19 protein-coding genes are annotated in these 19,994 nt (G+C 39.4%); 9 read left to right on the top strand and 10 right to left on the bottom strand.

Annotated elements, in window-relative coordinates; translation table 11 throughout:
* Positions 1 to 10: 10 nt before the first annotated feature.
* From BM375_RS04875 to BM375_RS04890, 4 genes are all read right to left on the bottom strand, one after another.
* Complete coding sequence (locus BM375_RS04875) at positions 11 to 619, bottom strand: superoxide dismutase (RefSeq protein ID WP_093364101.1); 609 nt, start codon at positions 617 to 619, stop codon at positions 11 to 13.
* Between the two features lie 95 nt (positions 620 to 714).
* On the bottom strand, positions 715 to 1,185 hold the full coding sequence (locus tag BM375_RS04880) for a nucleoside deaminase (RefSeq protein WP_244525828.1): 471 nt from the start codon (positions 1,183 to 1,185) through the stop codon (positions 715 to 717).
* Between the two features lie 185 nt (positions 1,186 to 1,370).
* A complete protein-coding gene (locus BM375_RS04885; RefSeq protein ID WP_093364105.1) occupies positions 1,371 to 1,706 on the bottom strand; it encodes a tRNA-binding protein in 336 nt (111 codons plus the stop codon).
* Between the two features lie 2 nt (positions 1,707 to 1,708).
* On the bottom strand, positions 1,709 to 1,924 hold the full coding sequence (locus tag BM375_RS04890; protein ID WP_093364106.1) for a hypothetical protein: 216 nt from the start codon (positions 1,922 to 1,924) through the stop codon (positions 1,709 to 1,711).
* A gap of 63 nt (positions 1,925 to 1,987) precedes the next feature.
* Here BM375_RS04890 and BM375_RS04895 point away from each other — a divergent pair, with 63 nt between their 5' ends.
* The 5 genes from BM375_RS04895 to BM375_RS04915 all read left to right on the top strand — a co-directional run bounded on the left by BM375_RS04895 (position 1,988) and on the right by BM375_RS04915 (position 10,306).
* Complete coding sequence (locus BM375_RS04895; protein WP_093364108.1) at positions 1,988 to 2,569, top strand: porin family protein; 582 nt, start codon at positions 1,988 to 1,990, stop codon at positions 2,567 to 2,569.
* Positions 2,570 to 2,767: 198 nt separating this feature from the next.
* Entirely contained in the window at positions 2,768 to 3,541 is a 774-nt protein-coding gene (locus BM375_RS04900) for a succinate dehydrogenase cytochrome b subunit (RefSeq protein ID WP_093364110.1), read from the top strand.
* 49 nt (positions 3,542 to 3,590) lie between these two features.
* A complete protein-coding gene (locus BM375_RS04905) occupies positions 3,591 to 5,525 on the top strand; it encodes a fumarate reductase/succinate dehydrogenase flavoprotein subunit (protein ID WP_093364111.1) in 1,935 nt (644 codons plus the stop codon).
* A gap of 89 nt (positions 5,526 to 5,614) precedes the next feature.
* Entirely contained in the window at positions 5,615 to 6,394 is a 780-nt protein-coding gene (locus BM375_RS04910) for a succinate dehydrogenase/fumarate reductase iron-sulfur subunit (protein ID WP_093364585.1), read from the top strand.
* 141 nt (positions 6,395 to 6,535) lie between these two features.
* Entirely contained in the window at positions 6,536 to 10,306 is a 3,771-nt protein-coding gene (locus tag BM375_RS04915; protein ID WP_093364113.1) for a sensor histidine kinase, read from the top strand.
* Here BM375_RS04915 and BM375_RS04920 read toward each other — a convergent pair.
* The 3 genes from BM375_RS04920 to BM375_RS04930 all read right to left on the bottom strand — a co-directional run bounded on the left by BM375_RS04920 (position 10,298) and on the right by BM375_RS04930 (position 13,279).
* Positions 10,298 to 11,251 carry a coiled-coil domain-containing protein gene (locus BM375_RS04920; RefSeq protein WP_244525829.1) on the bottom strand — a complete coding sequence of 318 codons (954 nt, stop codon included), beginning with the start codon at positions 11,249 to 11,251 and terminating at the stop codon, positions 10,298 to 10,300. The two genes, BM375_RS04915 and BM375_RS04920, sit on opposite strands and share 9 nt — an antisense overlap.
* Positions 11,252 to 11,346: 95 nt before the next feature.
* Positions 11,347 to 12,498, bottom strand: a complete 1,152-nt coding sequence (gene gmd / locus BM375_RS04925; protein WP_093364116.1) for a GDP-mannose 4,6-dehydratase — start codon at positions 12,496 to 12,498, stop codon at positions 11,347 to 11,349.
* A gap of 214 nt (positions 12,499 to 12,712) precedes the next feature.
* Entirely contained in the window at positions 12,713 to 13,279 is a 567-nt protein-coding gene (locus BM375_RS04930; RefSeq protein ID WP_093364118.1) for a hypothetical protein, read from the bottom strand.
* A 150-nt stretch (positions 13,280 to 13,429) separates the two neighbouring features.
* Between BM375_RS04930 and BM375_RS04935 the strand changes: the two genes are divergently transcribed.
* The 3 genes from BM375_RS04935 to BM375_RS04945 are packed head-to-tail and all read left to right on the top strand — an operon-like array spanning position 13,430 to position 15,398.
* Positions 13,430 to 13,744: a hypothetical protein gene (locus tag BM375_RS04935; protein WP_093364119.1), complete on the top strand. Its 315-nt coding sequence runs from the start codon at positions 13,430 to 13,432 to the stop codon at positions 13,742 to 13,744.
* 25 nt (positions 13,745 to 13,769) lie between these two features.
* Entirely contained in the window at positions 13,770 to 14,678 is a 909-nt protein-coding gene (locus BM375_RS04940; RefSeq protein WP_244525830.1) for a lysylphosphatidylglycerol synthase transmembrane domain-containing protein, read from the top strand.
* A 9-nt stretch (positions 14,679 to 14,687) separates the two neighbouring features.
* On the top strand, positions 14,688 to 15,398 hold the full coding sequence (locus BM375_RS04945; RefSeq protein ID WP_093364122.1) for an SDR family NAD(P)-dependent oxidoreductase: 711 nt from the start codon (positions 14,688 to 14,690) through the stop codon (positions 15,396 to 15,398).
* Between the two features lie 49 nt (positions 15,399 to 15,447).
* On the opposite strand, the gene BM375_RS04950 is transcribed toward BM375_RS04945, so the two are convergent.
* Positions 15,448 to 16,806: an alpha/beta hydrolase family protein gene (locus BM375_RS04950; protein ID WP_093364124.1), complete on the bottom strand. Its 1,359-nt coding sequence runs from the start codon at positions 16,804 to 16,806 to the stop codon at positions 15,448 to 15,450.
* Positions 16,807 to 17,018: 212 nt separating this feature from the next.
* Between BM375_RS04950 and BM375_RS04955 the strand changes: the two genes are divergently transcribed.
* Positions 17,019 to 17,756, top strand: coding sequence for a lysophospholipid acyltransferase family protein (locus tag BM375_RS04955; RefSeq protein WP_093364125.1), 738 nt, complete (start codon positions 17,019 to 17,021; stop codon positions 17,754 to 17,756).
* Positions 17,757 to 17,759: 3 nt separating this feature from the next.
* Here the strand turns inward: BM375_RS04955 and BM375_RS04960 are convergent, their stop codons facing one another.
* On the bottom strand, positions 17,760 to 18,860 hold the full coding sequence (locus tag BM375_RS04960; protein WP_093364127.1) for a glycosyltransferase family 2 protein: 1,101 nt from the start codon (positions 18,858 to 18,860) through the stop codon (positions 17,760 to 17,762).
* A gap of 16 nt (positions 18,861 to 18,876) precedes the next feature.
* Complete coding sequence (locus tag BM375_RS04965; RefSeq protein ID WP_093364128.1) at positions 18,877 to 19,851, bottom strand: lysylphosphatidylglycerol synthase domain-containing protein; 975 nt, start codon at positions 19,849 to 19,851, stop codon at positions 18,877 to 18,879.
* Positions 19,852 to 19,994 lie beyond the last annotated feature (143 nt).

Consider the following 19,994-nt stretch of genomic DNA (forward strand, 5'->3'; position numbering starts at 1 on the left):
AATGAAATGCTTACTTCGCAGCCTGATAGCGTTCCGCTACAGCATCCCAGTTAACTACATTGAAAATAGCCTCAAGGTATGCTGGGCGCTTATTTTGATATTTTAAGTAGTAAGCGTGTTCCCAAACATCGATACCCAAGATTGGTGTACCTTGTACGTCAGCTACATCCATCAACGGGTTATCCTGGTTTGGTGTAGAAGTTACAGCCAACTCTCCATCAGCCTTCACGATCAACCAAGCCCAACCCGAACCAAAACGTGTAGCACCTGCATTTTGCAACTGTGTTTTTAATTCTGCGAAAGAACCAAAAGTTTTGTTAATTGCTTCTGCCAAGTCACCTGTAGGCTCTCCACCTGCATTCGGACCTAAGATAGACCAGAAAAGACCGTGGTTAAAGTGGCCACCGCCATTGTTACGCACTGCCGCTGGATATTTAGAAATATTTTTGTTGATTTCTTCTAACGATAGATTTTCAGCATCCGTGCCGGCAATTGCCTTGTTCAAGTTGTCCACATAAGCCTGATGATGGCGATCATGGTGGATTTCCATTGTCTCTTGGTCAATGTGTGGTTCCAATGCATTGCTTGCATATGGTAATGCTTCTAATTCAAATGCCATAATATTTTAATTTTTTATAGTACACAATTAATTGTACGAATATAACAATTTAAAGCTATTTTATGTTTCCTGTTTCCTTTAAAAACGCTAATTTCCTATCTTTTATTACGAAAAAATGATGTTATCAGATCGGCACATTCTTTCTGTAACATACCACTGACTATAGTTGTTTTCGGATGATAAAGTTGTCCAAATTTGGAGGCCCCTCGTTTCTCATCTGTCGCTCCGTACACAATCCGTGAAACCTGTGTCCAATAGGATGCTCCTGCACACATCACGCAAGGCTCAACCGTGACATACAGTGTACAGTCTTTAAGATATTTGCCTCCCATATAATTGGATGCTGCCGTAAAAGCCTGCATCTCGGCATGGGCAGTCACATCATTCAGCCGTTCAGTAAGGTTATAACCTTTGCCTATAATTTTTCCATGACTAACGATGATAGCTCCTATCGGGATTTCATCTTCCTGATAGGCTTGCTTAGCAAGCTTCAACGCCTCACGCATATAGGTTTCATCAACCGTGATCGGATCTTCATCCGTTGGTTCAAAATTGTATATTTTCAAAAAATAGAAATTAAAAATTAAAAAAAACGCCTCCCTCATGGAAGGATGCAACACAGATTGCTATTTTGACAGAAATCTTATCTCTAAACGACATTGTCATATTGACGAAAGGAGATATCTATGTCTAAGCTGGAGTTATATCCAGAGATTTCTCCTCCTAACGTCGTCGAAATGACAAAAAGGGACTACATCAACCTCGCACCATTTGGCACTGGACGTTCAACGGCACTCAACACAATATCCCCATTTTCATCGGGAAGTCCCGTAACCAAGCATTCCGACATAAAATCGGCAATCTGTTTTTTGGGAAAGTTGACCACTGCAATAACCTGCCGACCTATAAGATCCTCCTTCGCATAATGCGCAGTAATCTGTGCACTAGATTTCAAAATGCCCAATTCACCAAAGTCAATACGTAATTGATAGGCGGGCTTTCGCGCTTTTGGAAAGTCGTCTACCTCTAACACTGTACCCACACGCAGATCTACGCACTCAAAGTCTTCCCAACTTATTGTTGCCATAACTACAGACGATTGGACTCCAAATCTGTCAGTTCTTTAGATAAGGTAAACAGCACATATTCTTTATTTCGTCGCAACCGTTTGGTCAAACGCTCGACTAAAACTTCTTCCCCTCCTTCTTGATAAGCGAGATCCTCGTCGCTAAGGTGATTATACTTTCTGCGCAGCTTGATTTTCAATATATCCCAATCGGAATTAGATATTTTTAACGAACTCATGTATCAGATTCTTAAAAAAATGCGTTAATATTGTCAGAAAATAAAATTAAATAAAAAAATCGCATGAAAAAATCTTTACTTACATTAATTTGTTTTATTGCTGCAATTACTTTTGCTCAAGCACAATTATTACCTTCTTTTAAATTAGGTGTAAAGGGGGCGTTGGGCTTTTCAAGCTTGAGTTCAGAGGGTAAATTATTCAATTCAGATACCAAAACAGGCTTCCAATTGGGCGCTTGGGGACGTGTAGGTCTTGCCGGATTCCATGTACAGCCAGAGGTTTACTATGCCAGCAAAAAAGCCGGTATCAAGACAGCTAATAACGAGGAAGGAGATGCAACTTTCAAAAGTATGGATGTTCCTATTTTATTAGGTACTAAAATCGGTCTAGGCCCTGTAGGTTTCCGTATTCAAGCTGGCCCCGTATTCTCTTTTGCTCAGGATGGCAAAGTCGTGAACATTTCAGAAGCAACCAATTGGGACGCGTATAAAAAGAATTCAACAGGTATTATCGGTGGTATCGGTGCTGACATCAGCAAATTAACCATTGACGTACGTTATGAGCACGGTTTAACGAACCTAAGCTCAACAGGAGATCAAAAAATCAGAATGTGGACAGTTGGTTTAGGCTTCGCTATCTTATAGTCGCCTTTAGCCTTTAATTAAACAACATCATTACCGAACAGTTTTGTTCGGAAAAATATAGAAAAGCGATATTGGAGATTTCCGATATCGCTTTTCTATTGATTAGAAACATTCTAAATTGATTGTTTTTCTACTTTATTTGTCATAATTATGTTAGCAATTAGATAGATTTGCGGGTAAAATCAAATATCACGAATAATGAGTAATTCAAAGCCAGTTTTAAGTTCTTCTCTGGGAAGAAAACTAATCATGAGCTTGACAGGAATTTTTCTATGTACTTTCCTTATCGTTCACTTGATTGGTAACTTGCAGTTATTTAAGGATGACGCGGGGTATGCATTCAACCAATATGCTTACTTCATGACGCATTTCACGCCTATTAAGGTTGTTTCTTATTTACTTTATGCTTCCATCATCTTGCATGCTATCTATGCTTTAGTTCTGACCTTGAAGAATAGAGCTGCTCGCCCTATCGGCTACGCACAGTATGACGGTAAAGCAAACAGTACGTGGAACTCGCGCAACATGGGTATCTTGGGTACAATTGTACTTGTTTTCTTGGCTACGCACATGCAAAACTTCTGGTGGAAATACCATAACGATCAGGTTCCTTATGTGGAATACCGCACAGATCTGGCCACAGGTGCAAGATCCATCACCGAATTGCAAGCCAGTGAATTCACTGATTACCAAGTGACCATTGAAAACAATGTCGAAATCGTGAAAGCACGCGACCTTTATAAGCAAGTTGCTTATGCTTTTAAAAACATTGGTCTGGTTATTTTCTATGTCATCGCTATGGCAGCATTAGCCTTCCACTTAATCCACGGTTTCCAATCGGCATTCCGCACATTGGGTGTTTCGCACAAGAAATATTTACCACTGATTCAAGCGATCGGCGTTTGGCTTTTTGGCGTTATTGTCCCTATTGGGTTCGCCTTGATGCCTTTATATTTTTATTTTGTTAAATAATATTTAGGATATAGTTCAAATATCCATATAATACAAATTATTTAAAGATATGTTAGATTCTAAAGTACCTGCAGGCCCATTAGCCGAGAAATGGTCAAAACATAAATTCAACATGAAGCTGGTTAACCCAGCCAACAAACGTAAATTTACGATTATCGTTGTTGGTACAGGTTTGGCCGGAGCTTCTGCTGCTGCATCATTGGCAGAACTTGGTTACAATGTAAAAACTTTCTGCTATCAGGATTCGCCTCGCCGTGCACACTCTATCGCTGCACAAGGAGGTATCAACGCAGCGAAAAACTACCAAAATGACGGCGACTCCGTTTTCCGTTTATTCTATGACACTATCAAAGGTGGCGACTACCGTGCTCGTGAAGCAAACGTTCACCGCCTAGCAGAGGTATCGGTCAATATTATCGACCAATGTGTGGCACAAGGTGTGCCTTTCGCTCGTGAATACGGAGGTTTGTTAGATAACCGTTCTTTCGGTGGAGCACAAGTATCCCGTACATTCTATGCTCGTGGACAAACGGGACAACAATTATTATTAGGTGCATATTCGGCACTTAACCGCCAAATCCGGAAAGGTAAAGTTCAATCTTACACACGTCATGAGATGTTGGATTTGGTAAAAATCGATGGTCATGCACGTGGTATCATCACTCGTGATATGGTGACTGGTAAGATTGAAGCGCACGAAGGTCATGCTGTATTGTTATGTACAGGTGGTTATGGTAACGTATTTTTCTTATCAACGAATGCAATGGGCTGTAACGTAACAGCAGCATGGAGAGCACACAAACGTGGAGCTTTCTTCGCGAACCCGTGTTATACGCAGATTCACCCGACCTGTATACCTGTAACAGGTGATCACCAATCGAAATTGACTTTGATGTCTGAATCATTGCGTAATGACGGTCGTGTATGGGTTCCTAAAACTGTAGAATTAGCTGAAAAACTAAGAAAAGGCGAATTGAAACCTTCAGACATCAAAGAAGGCGATCGCGATTACTTCTTGGAAAGAAAATATCCTTCATTCGGTAACTTGGTACCTCGTGACGTAGCTTCACGTAATGCTAAAGAAATGGTTGATGAAGGTCGTGGTGTGGGTAAATCAGGTGTTGCTGTATTCTTGGACTTTGCCGATGCCATTAAGCGTCTAGGTAAAGACACCGTAGAAGCTAAATATGGCAACTTGTTTGACATGTACTACCAGATTACGGATGAAAATCCTTACGAACAGCCAATGCGTATCTATCCTGCTGTTCACTATACGATGGGTGGTATCTGGGTTGATTATAACTTGATGACAACTGTTCCTGGTTTATATGCTCTGGGTGAAGCGAACTTCTCTGACCACGGTGCTAACCGTTTGGGTGCTTCAGCTTTGATGCAAGGTTTGTCAGATGGTTACTTTGTTATCCCTTTCACTGTAGGTGATTACTTAGCTAACTTGGGAAGTTTTGCTCCTGTGGATAAAAACCACCCTGCGTTCGAAGAAACCCGTAAAGAAGTAGAATCAAAAATCACTACACTTCTTAGCTTAAAAGGTGAGAAAACGGTTGACGATATCCACAAACAATTAGGCCACATTATGTGGGAATACTGTGGTATGGCGCGTACGGAAGAAGGCTTGATTAAAGCGAAACGTTTAATTCAGGAATTGAGAAAAGAGTTCTGGTCGAATGCACGTGTTTTGGGAGAAAACGACGAATTGAACATGTCTTTGGAAAAAGCTGGACGCGTGGCCGATTTCTTGGAATTGGGCGAACTGATGGTTGACGATGCGTTAAACCGTAGAGAGTCTTGTGGTGGTCACTTCCGCTTAGAGTCCCAAACCGAAGAAGGAGAAGCTAAACGTATAGATGAAGAATTTACTTACGTAGCTGCTTGGGAGTATAAAGGTGACAACCAACCGGAAGTTCTTCACAAAGAGGAATTGGTGTTTGAAAACGTTAAATTAACACAAAGAAGTTATAAATAAGATATGCGACGTGCGATATGCGATATATGACCCTCTAGATGTCAAAAAATCGCAATACGCAATACGCAATTCTCAAATCGTATACAGATATGAGTAATCACATGAATTTAACGCTGAAAGTTTGGCGTCAAAAAAATGATAAATCCAAAGGTCAGTTTGTAACAATCCAAGCAAACGATATCGCTGATGATATGTCCTTTTTGGAAATGCTTGATATTGTCAACGAAGACTTGACACGTAAAGGAGAAGATCCAATATACTTTGACCACGATTGTCGTGAAGGTATTTGCGGGATGTGTTCATTGGTTATCAATGGTCGCCCACACGGCCCTAAATATGGAATTACGACCTGTCAATTGCACATGCGTTCGTTCCATGACGGGCAAACTATCGTTATCGAACCTTGGAGAGCTGCTGCTTTTCCGGTGTTGAAAGACTTGGCTGTTGACCGTACAGCATTTGATCGTATTCAGCAAGCGGGTGGATATGTAAACGTAAACACAGGTGGTGTACCGGATGCAAATACTATCGCAATCCCTAAGCGTATCGCTGATGAGGCTTTCGAGTCAGCTACCTGCATCGGTTGTGGTGCGTGTGTAGCTGCGTGTAAGAATGCTTCGGCAATGTTGTTCGTTTCGGCAAAAATCTCACAATTCGCTTTGTTACCACAAGGTCAAACAGAGCGCTACGAAAGGGCACAAGCCATGGTAGATCAGATGGATGCTGAAGGCTTTGGTAGCTGTACAAACACAGGTGCTTGTGAAGCAGAGTGCCCTAAAGGCATCAAACTTTCAAATATTGCACGTATGAACCGCGAGTACTTTACGGCTAAATTCTTCCGTGAAGAAGATGTGCATACGCATAACTAAAGAAACAAAATACTTGTTTATATTGCAGAACCCACGTTACTATATCAGTTAACGTGGGTTCTTTTTTAATTCCTTCATCCGCATTGCTAAATTTCATTTCGGTTTTTTGTTATATTTACACTTTAGGAAAAACAGAAATAGATGCTTACCAAAATTCGGATTCTCCTTCTGGTCTTAACACTAACCTTAATTGGTACAGGTTTAACCATTCATTTTACCACGACTGAAGAGGATATATTGGAGCTGGATCAAAAGGAACTTACTGAAACGATTCATAAATACGAAACACGTATTGACGAATTGTGGCAAGATAGTCTTCTTGTAAAGACTTTTCAAAATGCAGAGAAATACCCACTTCAAGTAGCCGAGATAACCGATAAAACAGCTAAAGAATATATTTTTTTCTTTATTTACAAGCACCATGAGCTGGTACATTGGTCATCGAACGTCTATGTGCCAGTAACAGATTTAGGAGTACGGGAAGGTACCTCCTTTATACAGTCAGAAAACCGTTCTTTTCTATTCAAGAAAAAAGAGCTTGCAAATAATGTTACCGTATTGGCAATGATCCCTCTAAAGCGAGATTTTGATCGCCCCAATACTTATCTCCAAAATTCCTTCCAACCGGTCGTAAATGTTAATAATATCGAAATCGCAAAATACGATGACAACAAAAATATTCGGAATATATATAGCAAAGACAAAAATTATTTGTTCTCTGTAAAGCTTATAGACGGAAAGAAGGATAATATTTTCATTAATCTACAGCTTTTCTGTTGGATGGCTGCCTTCATCTGTATCTTTATCTTGTCTTATAGTCTTTGCCTGCAGATTGCCAAAAAGGGGAATGGATGGATTTCGGTATTAATCTTTGCAGCAATATTACTCTCTATAAGATACATTGATCTCCGCTCTAACTGGTTGTCAATACATTCGAGCTTTCAGATATTCGACGCTAAACTCTACGCTTATAACGAATTTTTACCCAATATGTGGGCATTCGTAATGACCTCAATCAGTATTTTTGGACTGATTGTCTTCATTAAAGTCGTCCAAAAAAAGCTAACTCTTCCCTCTTTCTTTCGCCATAAAATAGTAGCAATATTCTTATCCTTTCTCGCCGTCCTGTCGATCCACTATATAGGATATAACATGTACTACTATATGGGGACATTACTAACCCATTCTCCTTTGCATCAGTATGATTTCACTAGACTACTGAACCTTGGGACCTATGGCTGGTTATGTGCGTTAATTGGGTGCATCAATATTACAGCATTCATCTTGTACATTGACAATATCGTATTGTTTATCAAAAATCTTCTAAGTAACATCACACTTACCCTCAATATTGAGTTAATCTGTATCGTTATCGCCCTAGTATCAGCGGCATTATTAGGGGTCAATATATTGTTATTTATTTTCTTCGGTTTTTTGATTTTTATTCGCTCTTATCTCACCTACAATTTTTCACAACCCTATCGTTTATCCATTTTTATAGCCTCAATTCTCCTGCTCTCTGCCATATCGGTCATCATCTATAACAGCTCTACAAAAACGAAGAAAATAGAGCATATGAAGCAATCGATATCCCATTTATTAGCAGAAGATGATACCAATGCCATCTCTTTGTTCATCGACATAGAAAACAACATAAAAGATGATATCCGATTAAATAAACTCTTAAATCTCCACTCCCGTTCACAGGATATGGATTATTTAATGGACTATCTGAAGACACGTTACGCAGGAGGATATCTTTCCCGCTTTGATTTCAGAGCATATTTCTACGATAACGAGGGTGAGTCCTTGAGTGACGATTCTTCAAACAAAGCAACTGAATATCGAGAAAAGGTTATTAAAGGCGCTATAAAAATTCCTGCTACTAAAGGCTTTTATCGTCTGAGAAGCTCCTTAGGAGCATACGAATATTTCACACATATCGCAATCCCCTATGAAAACGATCCAGAAAGATTTTACCACGTCTATCTGGATTTTAAGAATGTATCATATAGCACAGCTTTACCTTACCCTGAATTACTTACAGATAATACAAGCAGTGTCTGGCAACAGAACACATTCTTAAGCCACTCTTATGCACTATATAGGGACGGGGTACTAATCACACAATATGGAACTTACAACTATCCTGAGCGAAGTATTCCAATGGCGGGTGACCTGCAGAAATATTTGGAACTAAACCTTCACGACGAATATTACCATTTGGCCTTCAAACCAGATGAATATACTTCGATCATCTTGAGCACCAATAAACCTAGTATCTGGGAAATACTCGCCCTAGGGTCAACCTTCTTCATTCTGTTATTGGTCTTCTTTTCCCTTTACAACATGATACATTATCTGTTGAAAACGATTTCTGACAAATCTTTTCATTGGATTCGGATTAAATATCACTTCAGGCAGTTTTTCAATAATATTCAATACAGTACGCGGATTCAATCTTTAGTGATTATTTCCGTCCTATTGGGTGTACTTATTTCTGGAGCTATTGCATTTCTAAGCATCAACCGACAGTTGGAATCCAATCAGGCGGACACACGACTAAAAGAAATTGCGGAAATAACCAAGAAAATCGAGATCAGCATTGGAGATGTAGAGGGCAATTTAAATGAAAAAATCAAGGATATACTCACGGGTATCGCAGCTACGACAGTGAGCAACTTCAATCTTTACGACAAATCCGGAAAGTTACTTTACTCCTCCCAACCGCGAATATTTGACTTAAAGTTATTATCCGAATACATGAATCCTAAAGCATTGACAAAGCTGGCTGTTCTGCACCGTTCTGAGGCATACGAACGGGAACGTATTTCGGATTTTTGGTATACTGCGGCTTATTCTTCCATCAAGGATGAAGAATACCGAACAGTTGCCTACCTCAGCACACCTCATTACTCTTCAATAAAAGATACAGCAGAAAGCAAGAACCTATTACTGAACACCATTCTGAATATCTACACCGTCATTATTATTTTGTTCGGTTTTATTGCCGTTGCTGTCTCCAGTAAAATAACAGAGCCTTTGAACATTGTCCGCGAAAAGCTGGCGGCTACACAGCTGTCCGATAAGATCAACGAACCTCTTTATTGGGAAAGAAACGATGAGATTGGTATGCTCATCAAAGAATACAACTACATGTTGGTAAAACTGGAGGAAAGTGCGAAACAGCTACGCGATGTTGAGCGAGAAACAGCATGGCGGGAAATGGCAAAACAGGTCGCACACGAAATAAAAAATCCGCTGACACCAATGAAGCTTGGCATACAGCAACTCATCCGATCCTATAATGAAAACGATAGTCGTTTTAAAGAACGATTTGATCGCATCTCACATTCCATTATTGAGCAAATTGATAGCTTATCAAAAATAGCCACTGAATTTTCTGCCTTCGCCAAATTGCCTGAAACCAATATGGTAAAGATCAATCTGATAGAAAAAATACAGAAAGTCATCAACTTATTCAGTGGGACATCCAATGTTACAGTTGTTTTTATTAATAATACAGGGAAAAATGAGGTCTATATACTTGGGGATAGAGACCAAACTCTACGCTCCTTCAACAACTTAATAAAAAATGCCATTGAAGCCAGTGTTGGAAGGAAGAAAATAAAAATCCATGTGACCTTGGAATTAACAGACAACAATTGGGTGAAGGTATTTGTAACAGATAATGGTTATGGCATTTCTCCAGAGGCTTTACCAAATCTGTTCAAGCCAAACTTTACAACCAAAAGTTCTGGAACAGGATTGGGACTGGCATTTGTCAAGCAAACGGTAACCGCGATTGGTGGCAAAATAGAATTCGTTACGAAAACAAATGTAGGGACATCCTTTATCATCAGCCTCCCTCCTTACGAGGAAGAAGAAAACAAGATAAAGACCTTATCTTAAGACAACATTCGCACGTCCCATAACTGCATTATCGCTATAAAGCAAAACAGTATACGCACCTTTCTTGAATTTATCTAACGACCACAAGAATTGATATTCTTCTCCATTGTTCGTAAAGTTAATCACTTCCTTAAAGGTATACTGCAATTTTTCTCCATGTACATAGAACAGGTTACTTGCATCACCAAATAGATTACCAGATGGGTCAATAACCCGAACGAACACTTCCTTATCTCCCGCCCTAGCCAAATCATTGTCGGCAACAGAAAATAATATCTGCAATTTGTCTACACGTCTCGCACGGGTCTCCGTGTGCATATCACCTTTCTTAGTCTCGTTAATACCATTAATCTGTATATTGGAAACTTTCAATGCTGAAGCTGTAACAACTTTATCTTTCAAGGAGTTATTTTCTTCTGCTAAATTGGTGATTTCTTTGCCAGATTGAATAACTTTTTGCGTAAGGTTGCTATTCTCCTTCTGCAATACCTCATTCCGTACCTTTAATTCAGCTAAGCCGTTTCGCAATATGGATACATCATCTTTCAATCGAATAACTTCTTGTCTCGCCTTAAGAATATCGGATTCTACAATAGAATTGTCGTCTAACTTATGACGCAAATTTTCGATAACCTCGCGTGCTCTTTCTTCAGAGGCTTGTAATAATGGATCTACAACATCCATTTTCAATCCGACCAAATTATCCAACTCAGCTTCTATACGGTCTATTTCTATCTGCAAATCTTGCTTTTGCAGCGTCATCGTATAAAGCTTCTCTCCTGAGGATTTGAATTTCACATAAAAATAAACATTCGTCGCCAATAGCGCAGCAATAGCTATGATAAAGAAATAAATTCTCGAATTGTTATTATGTTTTGGAAGGGTGTGATTGGCCTCTTCTTGATCCGAAGCCGACATTCGCTCTATATTATCTACCTTACTCATTCTCAACAAAAAATACCAAAAGTGTTCTCTCTAATCTACAGTAAATCAATATCAAAAACTATTCCAATACAAATACTCGAAATTGAATTTAACATCTACTCAAAATAATTCATGGTGTAGAAGCCTCCTTTTCGCAGATATTCTTCTTTCCTCATCAATTGTAAATCACTGTCCATCATATCTTTGACAAGCATCGGCAGAGTGAACTTGGGTTTCCAACCTAGCCTTTCCTGGGCTTTAGAAGAATCACCGATCAAAAGTTCCACTTCAGTAGGTCGGTAGTAGGCCGGGTCAACTTTGACTACAGTTTGTCCCAATTTTATATTCTCAACAGGAATATTTAATCTGTTCAATATTTCCTCATCCCGATCAATGATAACACCCTTTTCCGATTCATTCTTTCCACTAAACTCGATCTCTACACCAATTTCAGCAAAAGCCATACGTACAAAATCACGCACAGGAGTAGTTACTCCTGTAGCAATCACGAAATCTTCTGGCTTATCTTGCTGCAACATAAGCCACATCGCCTCCACATAGTCTTTCGCATGTCCCCAATCCCGCTGTGCAGATAGGTTGCCCAAGAACAATTTGTCCTGCAATCCTAAAGCAATCTTTGCCACAGCCCTGGTAATCTTACGGGTTACAAAAGTTTCTCCTCTCACTGGGCTTTCATGATTAAAAAGTATCCCATTACATGCGTACATATTGTAAGCTTCCCGATAATTGACCGTTATCCAATAGCCATACAATTTCGCTACGGCATAAGGACTTCTTGGATAAAATGGTGTTGTCTCGCTTTGTGGCACAGCCTGCACTAAGCCGTATAATTCCGAAGTAGAAGCTTGATACACACGTGTTTTTTGTGTCAACCCTAATAAACGCACCGCGTCCAAAATCCGTAACGTTCCAATACCATCGGCATTAGCTGTATATTCAGGTGTATCAAAACTTACCTTAACATGCGACTGAGCCGCAAGATTATAAATTTCATCCGGCTGAACTTCCTGAATAATACGAATCAAGTTAGAAGAATCAGTCAGATCACCATAATGTAGGATAAAATTACGTTGACTTAAATGAGGATCTTGGTAGATATGGTCTATCCTATCTGTATTAAACAGTGAGGAGCGTCTCTTAAGGCCGTGTACTATATATCCTTTTTTTAAAAGAAATTCTGCTAAATATGCCCCATCCTGACCAGTAATACCGGTAATGAAAGCTACTTTGGGTTTATTTGTATCCATTATTTGCGAGTAATAAGCAAAATTAAGAATATTTCGAAGTGTTTACGATTATTATGGCTTTTTTCGCATCTTCAATCAAATTCTAATTAAGTAAAGTCCCAAAAAAGATAATAGCTATCTCCTTCATGACATTGGGTCGAGAAATAAAAATGAGGTTGCTCCTTACATTTGGAAGCAACCTCATTTTCATTTATTTTATCAGATTGGATACTTTTTACTCTACACGTGAGAAATTAAGCACCAAGTTTCCACTGCCATTTTCTAATGAGACAGGCATACGCATTACAAGTGATTGTCCGTCAGAATAGGACAAGTTTAAACGGTAACCACTGGTCACATTAGACGCTTTCTCGCCAGAGTATACTTTCTTAAATTGGAATTGCGGATATGCGCCCTCTTTTGCTCCGTCATAAACAGACCATACAATGGTACGAACCGCACCATCAGCACATAAATTACCGGCAGCATTAAAAGCAATGCTTCCACGATAATTACCCCCTGGCAAAGTCCAAACACTTCCAATGAAACAATCAACCGGTGCTTCATCAAAAATATTCTTGATTGTATATGTTGAAGGAATATCTTCTCTATTCACAGAATTGAGCACCCATTTTCCTTTCAACCCATTTCTCCACTGCGAAGCAGACGGGCCATCGGCCTGCGAAACGCCTGAAGAAACTCCACCGCCTGTAGAAGTTTTCTTTTGTGCCCCACAAGAAGTCAACAATAAAATAACGGCAAACAAAGCCGCAAATGACAAGAAATGTTTATGTTTCTGCATGATATAAAAATTAATTTTCCTATTTGAGTATATTCGCAAACTTAGATAAATTCATGTTTATATGCAATACAACTACGAATGCATATATACTGAATCTCCTCTCCCTCACAGATACATTATTTATAGAGGAAATATATAACTTTGCGTCATATGACTGTATCCAAAAATCATACCATAAGCAAGATTATTGCGAAAGCAATTTTGCGCATTACGATTATTCTATTGGCTATTCCAATTATTGTCTATTTCACGAATAGGGAATTACTGCCCGCAAACCTTAATTTTCAAAGTATTTGGTCAATTGCTGCGCCTATTTTACTTTTTTTATTATTCACAGCATTATTGATTGTCGTGCTTCGAAATAAGTTTACACAAGTGGATTTCAATTGGATGTTTTCACTTTGTGGAGCATTTTTGTGTGCCTATTTGTTGCTTTTATATATCCAAAGCAGTCCATTGACATAATGCAGGCTATTCCAATCACATCATCATGAAAAATAAATACTGGTCCATCTTAAAAAATATATTCAAAGTTCTGGTGACTCTCGGAGCTTTGTATTTTGTGATGCGCAAAATCTCATTTCCAGACGTCAAGCAAGCCCTAACAGATTGTAATCCCTTATTCTTATTTTTAGCTTTATTAAGTTATATCATATCGATAGTCATCGCCTCCTCACGACTGAACAGCTTTTTTAAAACCATCGGACTGAAATTGAGTGAGCGTTATAATATGCGGTTATACCAATTGGGCCTATTGTATAACTTTTTTCTTCCTGGAGGTATCGGAGGGGATGGTTATAAAATTTATTTTCTGAAGAAAAATCATCACATCAAAGGTAGAAAAGTCCTCAGTGCCGTATTTTTTGATCGATTAAGCGGCCTTTGGGCACTTTGTATCATTATCGGAGCATTGGTTATTTTCATGCCTCGACTAGCAATTCCCAACAGCATTACCATTGCCACACTGGCTATAGGAACCACAACATACGTTTATTTTCTTCACCTTTTCTTTCGGGATTTCTTTAATCGCTTTATCCAGACACATATCAAAGCACTCGCTGTACAAGGATTTCAGACGCTGAGTGCTATATGCATACTTTATGCGATGAACTTCGATGGTAAGTTTTCTCCGTATCTGCTTATCTTTATGGTTTCTTCACTTGTCGCAGTTGTTCCGACGATTGGCGGAGGCGTAGGTCTACGAGAATTAGCTATCATCTATGGTGCAAACTATTTTAAATTGGACCCTCACTTAGCAGTATTAATTAGTCTGATTTTCTATATCATTTCCCTGCTCGTTGCTTCTTCGGGTATATATTATATCTTTAGACCCCAGCGTTTAGGTGCAGACAGACTTCCCTCTGCAAGTGAAGTGGAGAAAGAACTTGAAAAGGAATAAATACATATTATGGCAAATATCATTATCACAGGTGCCAGTCATGGCATAGGATTCGAAGCAGTTTTGGACTTAACACGAAACAGAGACAACCAAGTCATTGCCTTGGCGCGTTCGGCAGATAGACTGAGAAAACTACACGAGATATCCACATCTTTAAATCCTGAAGGCGGAAAGCTTTATCCTGCACAGTTTGATATTGTTTATGACAATTATCCCGATTCACTAATTCCATTCATACAATCCAAATTCGAACACGTAGATATTCTGATAAACAATGCTGGAATATTAATCAATAAACCATTTTTGGAAACTTCTTTGGACGATTTCGCACAGGTTTTCCAGACCAATCTATTGGGACACGTGAATATGATAAAGCACATTGCTCCTTTAATGACAAACGGCGGGCATATCGTCAATATCGGAAGCATGGGCGGTTTTCAGGGCTCTGCAAAATTTGCAGGATTATCGGCTTATTCTGCAAGCAAAGGCGCCTTAGCAACATTAACAGAATGTTTAGCAGAAGAGTTTAAAGAATTAGGTATAAAAGTGAACTGTTTAGCGTTAGGCTCTTCGCAGACAGAAATGTTCGAAGAAGCGTTTCCGGGAGTAGAAGCTGGAACCTTGGCATTCGAAATGGGAAGATATGTAGCAGAGTTTGCACAAAATGGTCATCAATTTTACAATGGAAAGGTGCTTCCTGTTGCAAATACAACACCATAAAAGATTCGTGATTATCTTACACCATTATCGAAGATAATCACGAATATCTCTATAAAGAGTTTATCCACCCAGCTAAATCACTTAATACAACCTCATTAAAGGTTTCCTCAATCTCGACATATTCAGATACGGCTCCTGTCTCTGCTTTTTGAAACAGATGGTTCAGTCCATCATATACTTTTAAGAGATGACGATCGTTTTTAGGCAAATTATCCGACAAGCTTTCCATATTAGGAGCAAAAGGCACTTGAATATCTTTACCCCCAAAAGCTGCATACACAGGGATTTTGATTTGTTGAATGAACGGCACCGGATCTATACGCATGAAATAACGATAAGCGGGTCGCATCATCATTTTTATCTCATCCTTTTGGGATTGTGTAGGATCTGGAATAATAACTTCCGTGTTCTCTAGAATCTGCAAATAAGCATGTTCTGCAGATAAATCACTTTTCACCAAAGCATAATTTTTCCGGTTAATGTTACGCACTTGTTCCAAATAATTTTCTGACATTCCCGCATTCTTACCTATCTCATAGGCCTGCAAAACCATCAATGAGTCAATAGAGATTGCCGGACCGGCCAGTACACCTATAAAATCGATATCGGCAGAATGCTGGCCTGCGATTAGCGTAGCAATTAGCCCTCCCTCGCTGTGCCCAATAATGCCGACCCTATTCACATCGACTTTCTCCTGGCTCTTTAAAAAATCCACGGCACTGATTACGTCTTTGCTAAACTCATTGATTGTACTCGTGGTATAATTTCCTTTGGATTGACCTATCCCGCGCTCATCATAACGCAAGACAATAATATTATTTCGCGTTAAATAATCGGCAACTACTTTGAATATCTGATGCCCAAAGATTTCTGAATTTCTGTCCTGTGGGCCGCTCCCGGTCACTAATACAACAGCAGGAAATTTACCTTCACTGCGAGGCATGGTGATTGTCCCAGCCAATTCTTCAGCATCAAAGGTATTCTTAAAACGCACATCCAAGGTGTCGTAAGGATAAGGAGCTGTCGGCGTCTGCGGACGTAAACGTTTATTGGAAACATTTTCCGGTCTGGACATCACTATCGGTAGTTTCATTCCATTTTGCAATACTTGCCCCTCCAACTTTTCATTATCCAGCAATCTGCCTTGAAAACGCAAACCAATAGCTGCAACCTCAATAAAGATCGAATCTTGTTCTACACGAACAGAACTTAACGGAATCTGAGCCTTGCTCTGTGCCGGACTCTCCATACTCCCTTTCCATTCTTTAGTCTCTCCTTGCAAATGGAAAACCAAAGGGAGTGCCATTCCTTGTATCTTCAAATCACCTCGCCATGTACCTTCAAAAGATTGAGAATATCCTAAACAGGACTGTACCAACAAAAGAATGAAAACCAGATAATTTCTCATATAAATAAGCTTCTATAAATCAACTATGCAATCACGTATAAAATAAATTTTCTAAGCCTTGCAGAATAAGTTTTCAAATAAACATAAAATCAGGATGACCAAAACATAAATATAGTTAAAATATTCGCACATAATTCCCTACTTTATATGCCACACAATAATTATATTGCATATAAAATGATTTATGTAAGTTTGCACAATTTTAAAATCAAATGAGAAAAGTACTCGGTTATATCCTTACACCTATATTTTACATCTGTTTTGCACTCGCACTACTTATCTTCCATCCTATCCAATGGCTTTGTCTAAAACTCGGAGGATACGGAGCGCATAAAAGAAGCGTAGATATACTGAATGGATTGTTAGTCGCTTGTAATTACACGCTATTCAACCGTACACGTTTCATTGACAATAAAAATCTACCTATAGGCAAACCCATCATCTTCATTGCGAATCATCAGAGCACCTATGACATTCCGCCGATGATCTATTTTTTAAGAAGATTCCACGGAAAATTTATCTCTAAGATTGAATTAGCCCAAGCTGGCATTCCCAGCATATCGTTCAATCTTTTGCACGGAGGCGCGGCCAACATCGACCGCAAAGATCCAAAACAGTCTATCAGCGAAATTCTGAAATTGGCAAACAACATGAAGACCAAAAATTGGTCTGCTTTTATTTTTCCGGAAGGGACACGGACGAAGACAGGTAAAATGAAGCCATTTTCTGTTGGCGGGGTTGCAACTTTATTAAAAAAGAACCCTGAAGCATTGGTTGTACCTATAGCTATTCGTAATTCTTATTTGATGGTCCAATACGGCATGTTCCCACTCCGACCATTTACTTCTATGTCATGGGAAGTCCTGAATCCGATTGACACGACTGGTCTAAGTCCTGAAGAAATAGTTAAAAAAGCGGAGGATATTATCCGATCAAAAGTGGAAGGTTAAAACTCAATTTACTTTTCTACCCTTCCAATCGTATTTACCGATATTTCCGGCTATGCCGATATAAACTAAATACACCGCGTGTACCAAGGACAGCAAAGGTAAGCACCATAGCAATTCCCTTCGACCACTAAAATTACATAGCGGCAAGACAAAGATGAACTCCGCAAAAAACTTCAGTCCGAATGCCATCAGGAACAAATAGTGTAGATGAGGAAGAGCAATAAGAAAATTCCCAAAACCAACGATTAGAGACAAATTAAACAGCCATATACAAATCCCCAAGGCAACGACTTTCTTGTCCTTATATTTCGTACTTTTCGAAGCCCAGCGCCTGCGTTGACTGATAAAAGAAGACAAAGTCGGTTTCGCATCTGTATATACAACAGCCTCCCTGCTTTTACAGAACCCAATCTTATCGGCATATTTCTCCGCAACCTTATGTAGGAAAAGCTCATCATCTCCTGAAGCCAGATTATCAATACCGCGGAAACCACCCATTTCGTAAAATATGGAACGACGATAGGCTAAATTTGCACCATTACATGTCGTTGGGTTGCCATTTCCAATACCAGCCGCCCCTAAACCAATCAAGTAGAGAAATTCTACTGTTTGCAAGCGTTCAAAGAAACTCTTTTCCTCGGAATACACTACGGGCGATGAAACCATATAAGCACCAGTTTCCTCAAAAAAACCGACTACAGTTTTGAGCCAATTCTTATCCATGCGGCAATCAGCATCCGTTGTCACGATAATATCCCCATTGGATTGTTCAATAGCACGTGTAATCGCCAACTTTTTATAAGAATTAAGTTTATCTCCTTCGTTAAGCTGAATAAGTCTGACACCTTTTTCCGCATAAGACAAGACAATTTCAGCAGTATTATCAGTAGAATGGTCATCCACTACAATGATTTCCAACAATTCTTTCGGAAAATCCTGTGCAACAATACAGTCCAATGTCCTGCCAATATTACCTTCTTCATTGCGAGCGGCAAGCAGCACCGAAACACGTGTTGATGATGACTTTTGGCCAACCCGAAAATAAGGGATACGCAGCCAGCCACGTAGCATATACAGCACCAGCAGCACATACACAATGGTCATGCATACCGAAAAAATATTAAGACTTATTACCACCAATATAGTTTACATTCATTACAAAAAATGCCCCGATAATCGCCGGCAATATTAAATTGACAAACCAGATACAGGAAACAATAGCCATCACAGCAATTTCTTGTGTAGTGATGTAGCTATACAAATTACTGGCGACAAAACTACGGATCGAGAAATCAAAAATATCCAGCGAAGGTACGGCAGATTGCACAAAAAACAAGATAAAAATCATGAAAGTCATTGGCATAAAAGGCAGATCGGGCAAAATAACCAACATCAGCACAATATATTGCGAGGTAAAAATGATAAATCTTGCCAATGACAACAACAATACATCCAAGAGTTCTTTGGTCGTTACTTGATCTAAAATAGAGAAAAAGGGCTTTATCCTTGCCAGAAACTTGAATTTACCAACCAAATAATCAACCCAGTGTACATTGAAGTATAAAATAACAAACGTCAGCGCATATATTCCTGCGAGCAGCCATACTGCAAATTTCACTTCTATTGGCGTTGGCAGGTAAGTAGAAACAAACCAAGCAATACTTAATGCCCCAAAAACACTCGTCAGCACCAACTGAGCAAACAAGCCGACCCCCATCGCTACGGCTCCCGAAGCCCTATTTTCTGGGCGCAAAAGCATCACCCGTCCGCCATATTCTCCGATTCGGTTGGGCGTGAATATTGCCCAAGTCAATCCACAAAAAACGGATTTCGTCGCTTTCCACCAACTAATTTTCTCAATCCTCCGGCTCAAGTATTTCCACTTGACAACCTCCAGCGCCCAATTCAGGAGCATCATGACCACAACGACAGCAAGCGTCAAGCGTATCACCAACGGGTCAATACTATTCACCAGCGTCTGAAATTCCCTTAAGTTTTTCTGATTGTTTACTTTTGAAACGATGAACCACATAGCCAAGCCCACAATGAGCAACTTGATACCAAGGTTCAAATATTTTTTCTGTTGTTTTGTCAAGAGCCAAAAATAAAAGCACAATGTTACTAAATTTTTAGGATATAGTCCATACCCTCCCCTGGCTTTAATTAGAGTACACGGCACAGCGTTAAATAAAGGTTTTTGTCTGACAGTTTTTCTGCCCTCTATATAAAATCGTATAA

Origin of the sequence: Sphingobacterium wenxiniae (genome assembly GCF_900116225.1) — a bacterium.
In the GTDB taxonomy this organism is placed as follows: domain Bacteria; phylum Bacteroidota; class Bacteroidia; order Sphingobacteriales; family Sphingobacteriaceae; genus Sphingobacterium; species Sphingobacterium wenxiniae.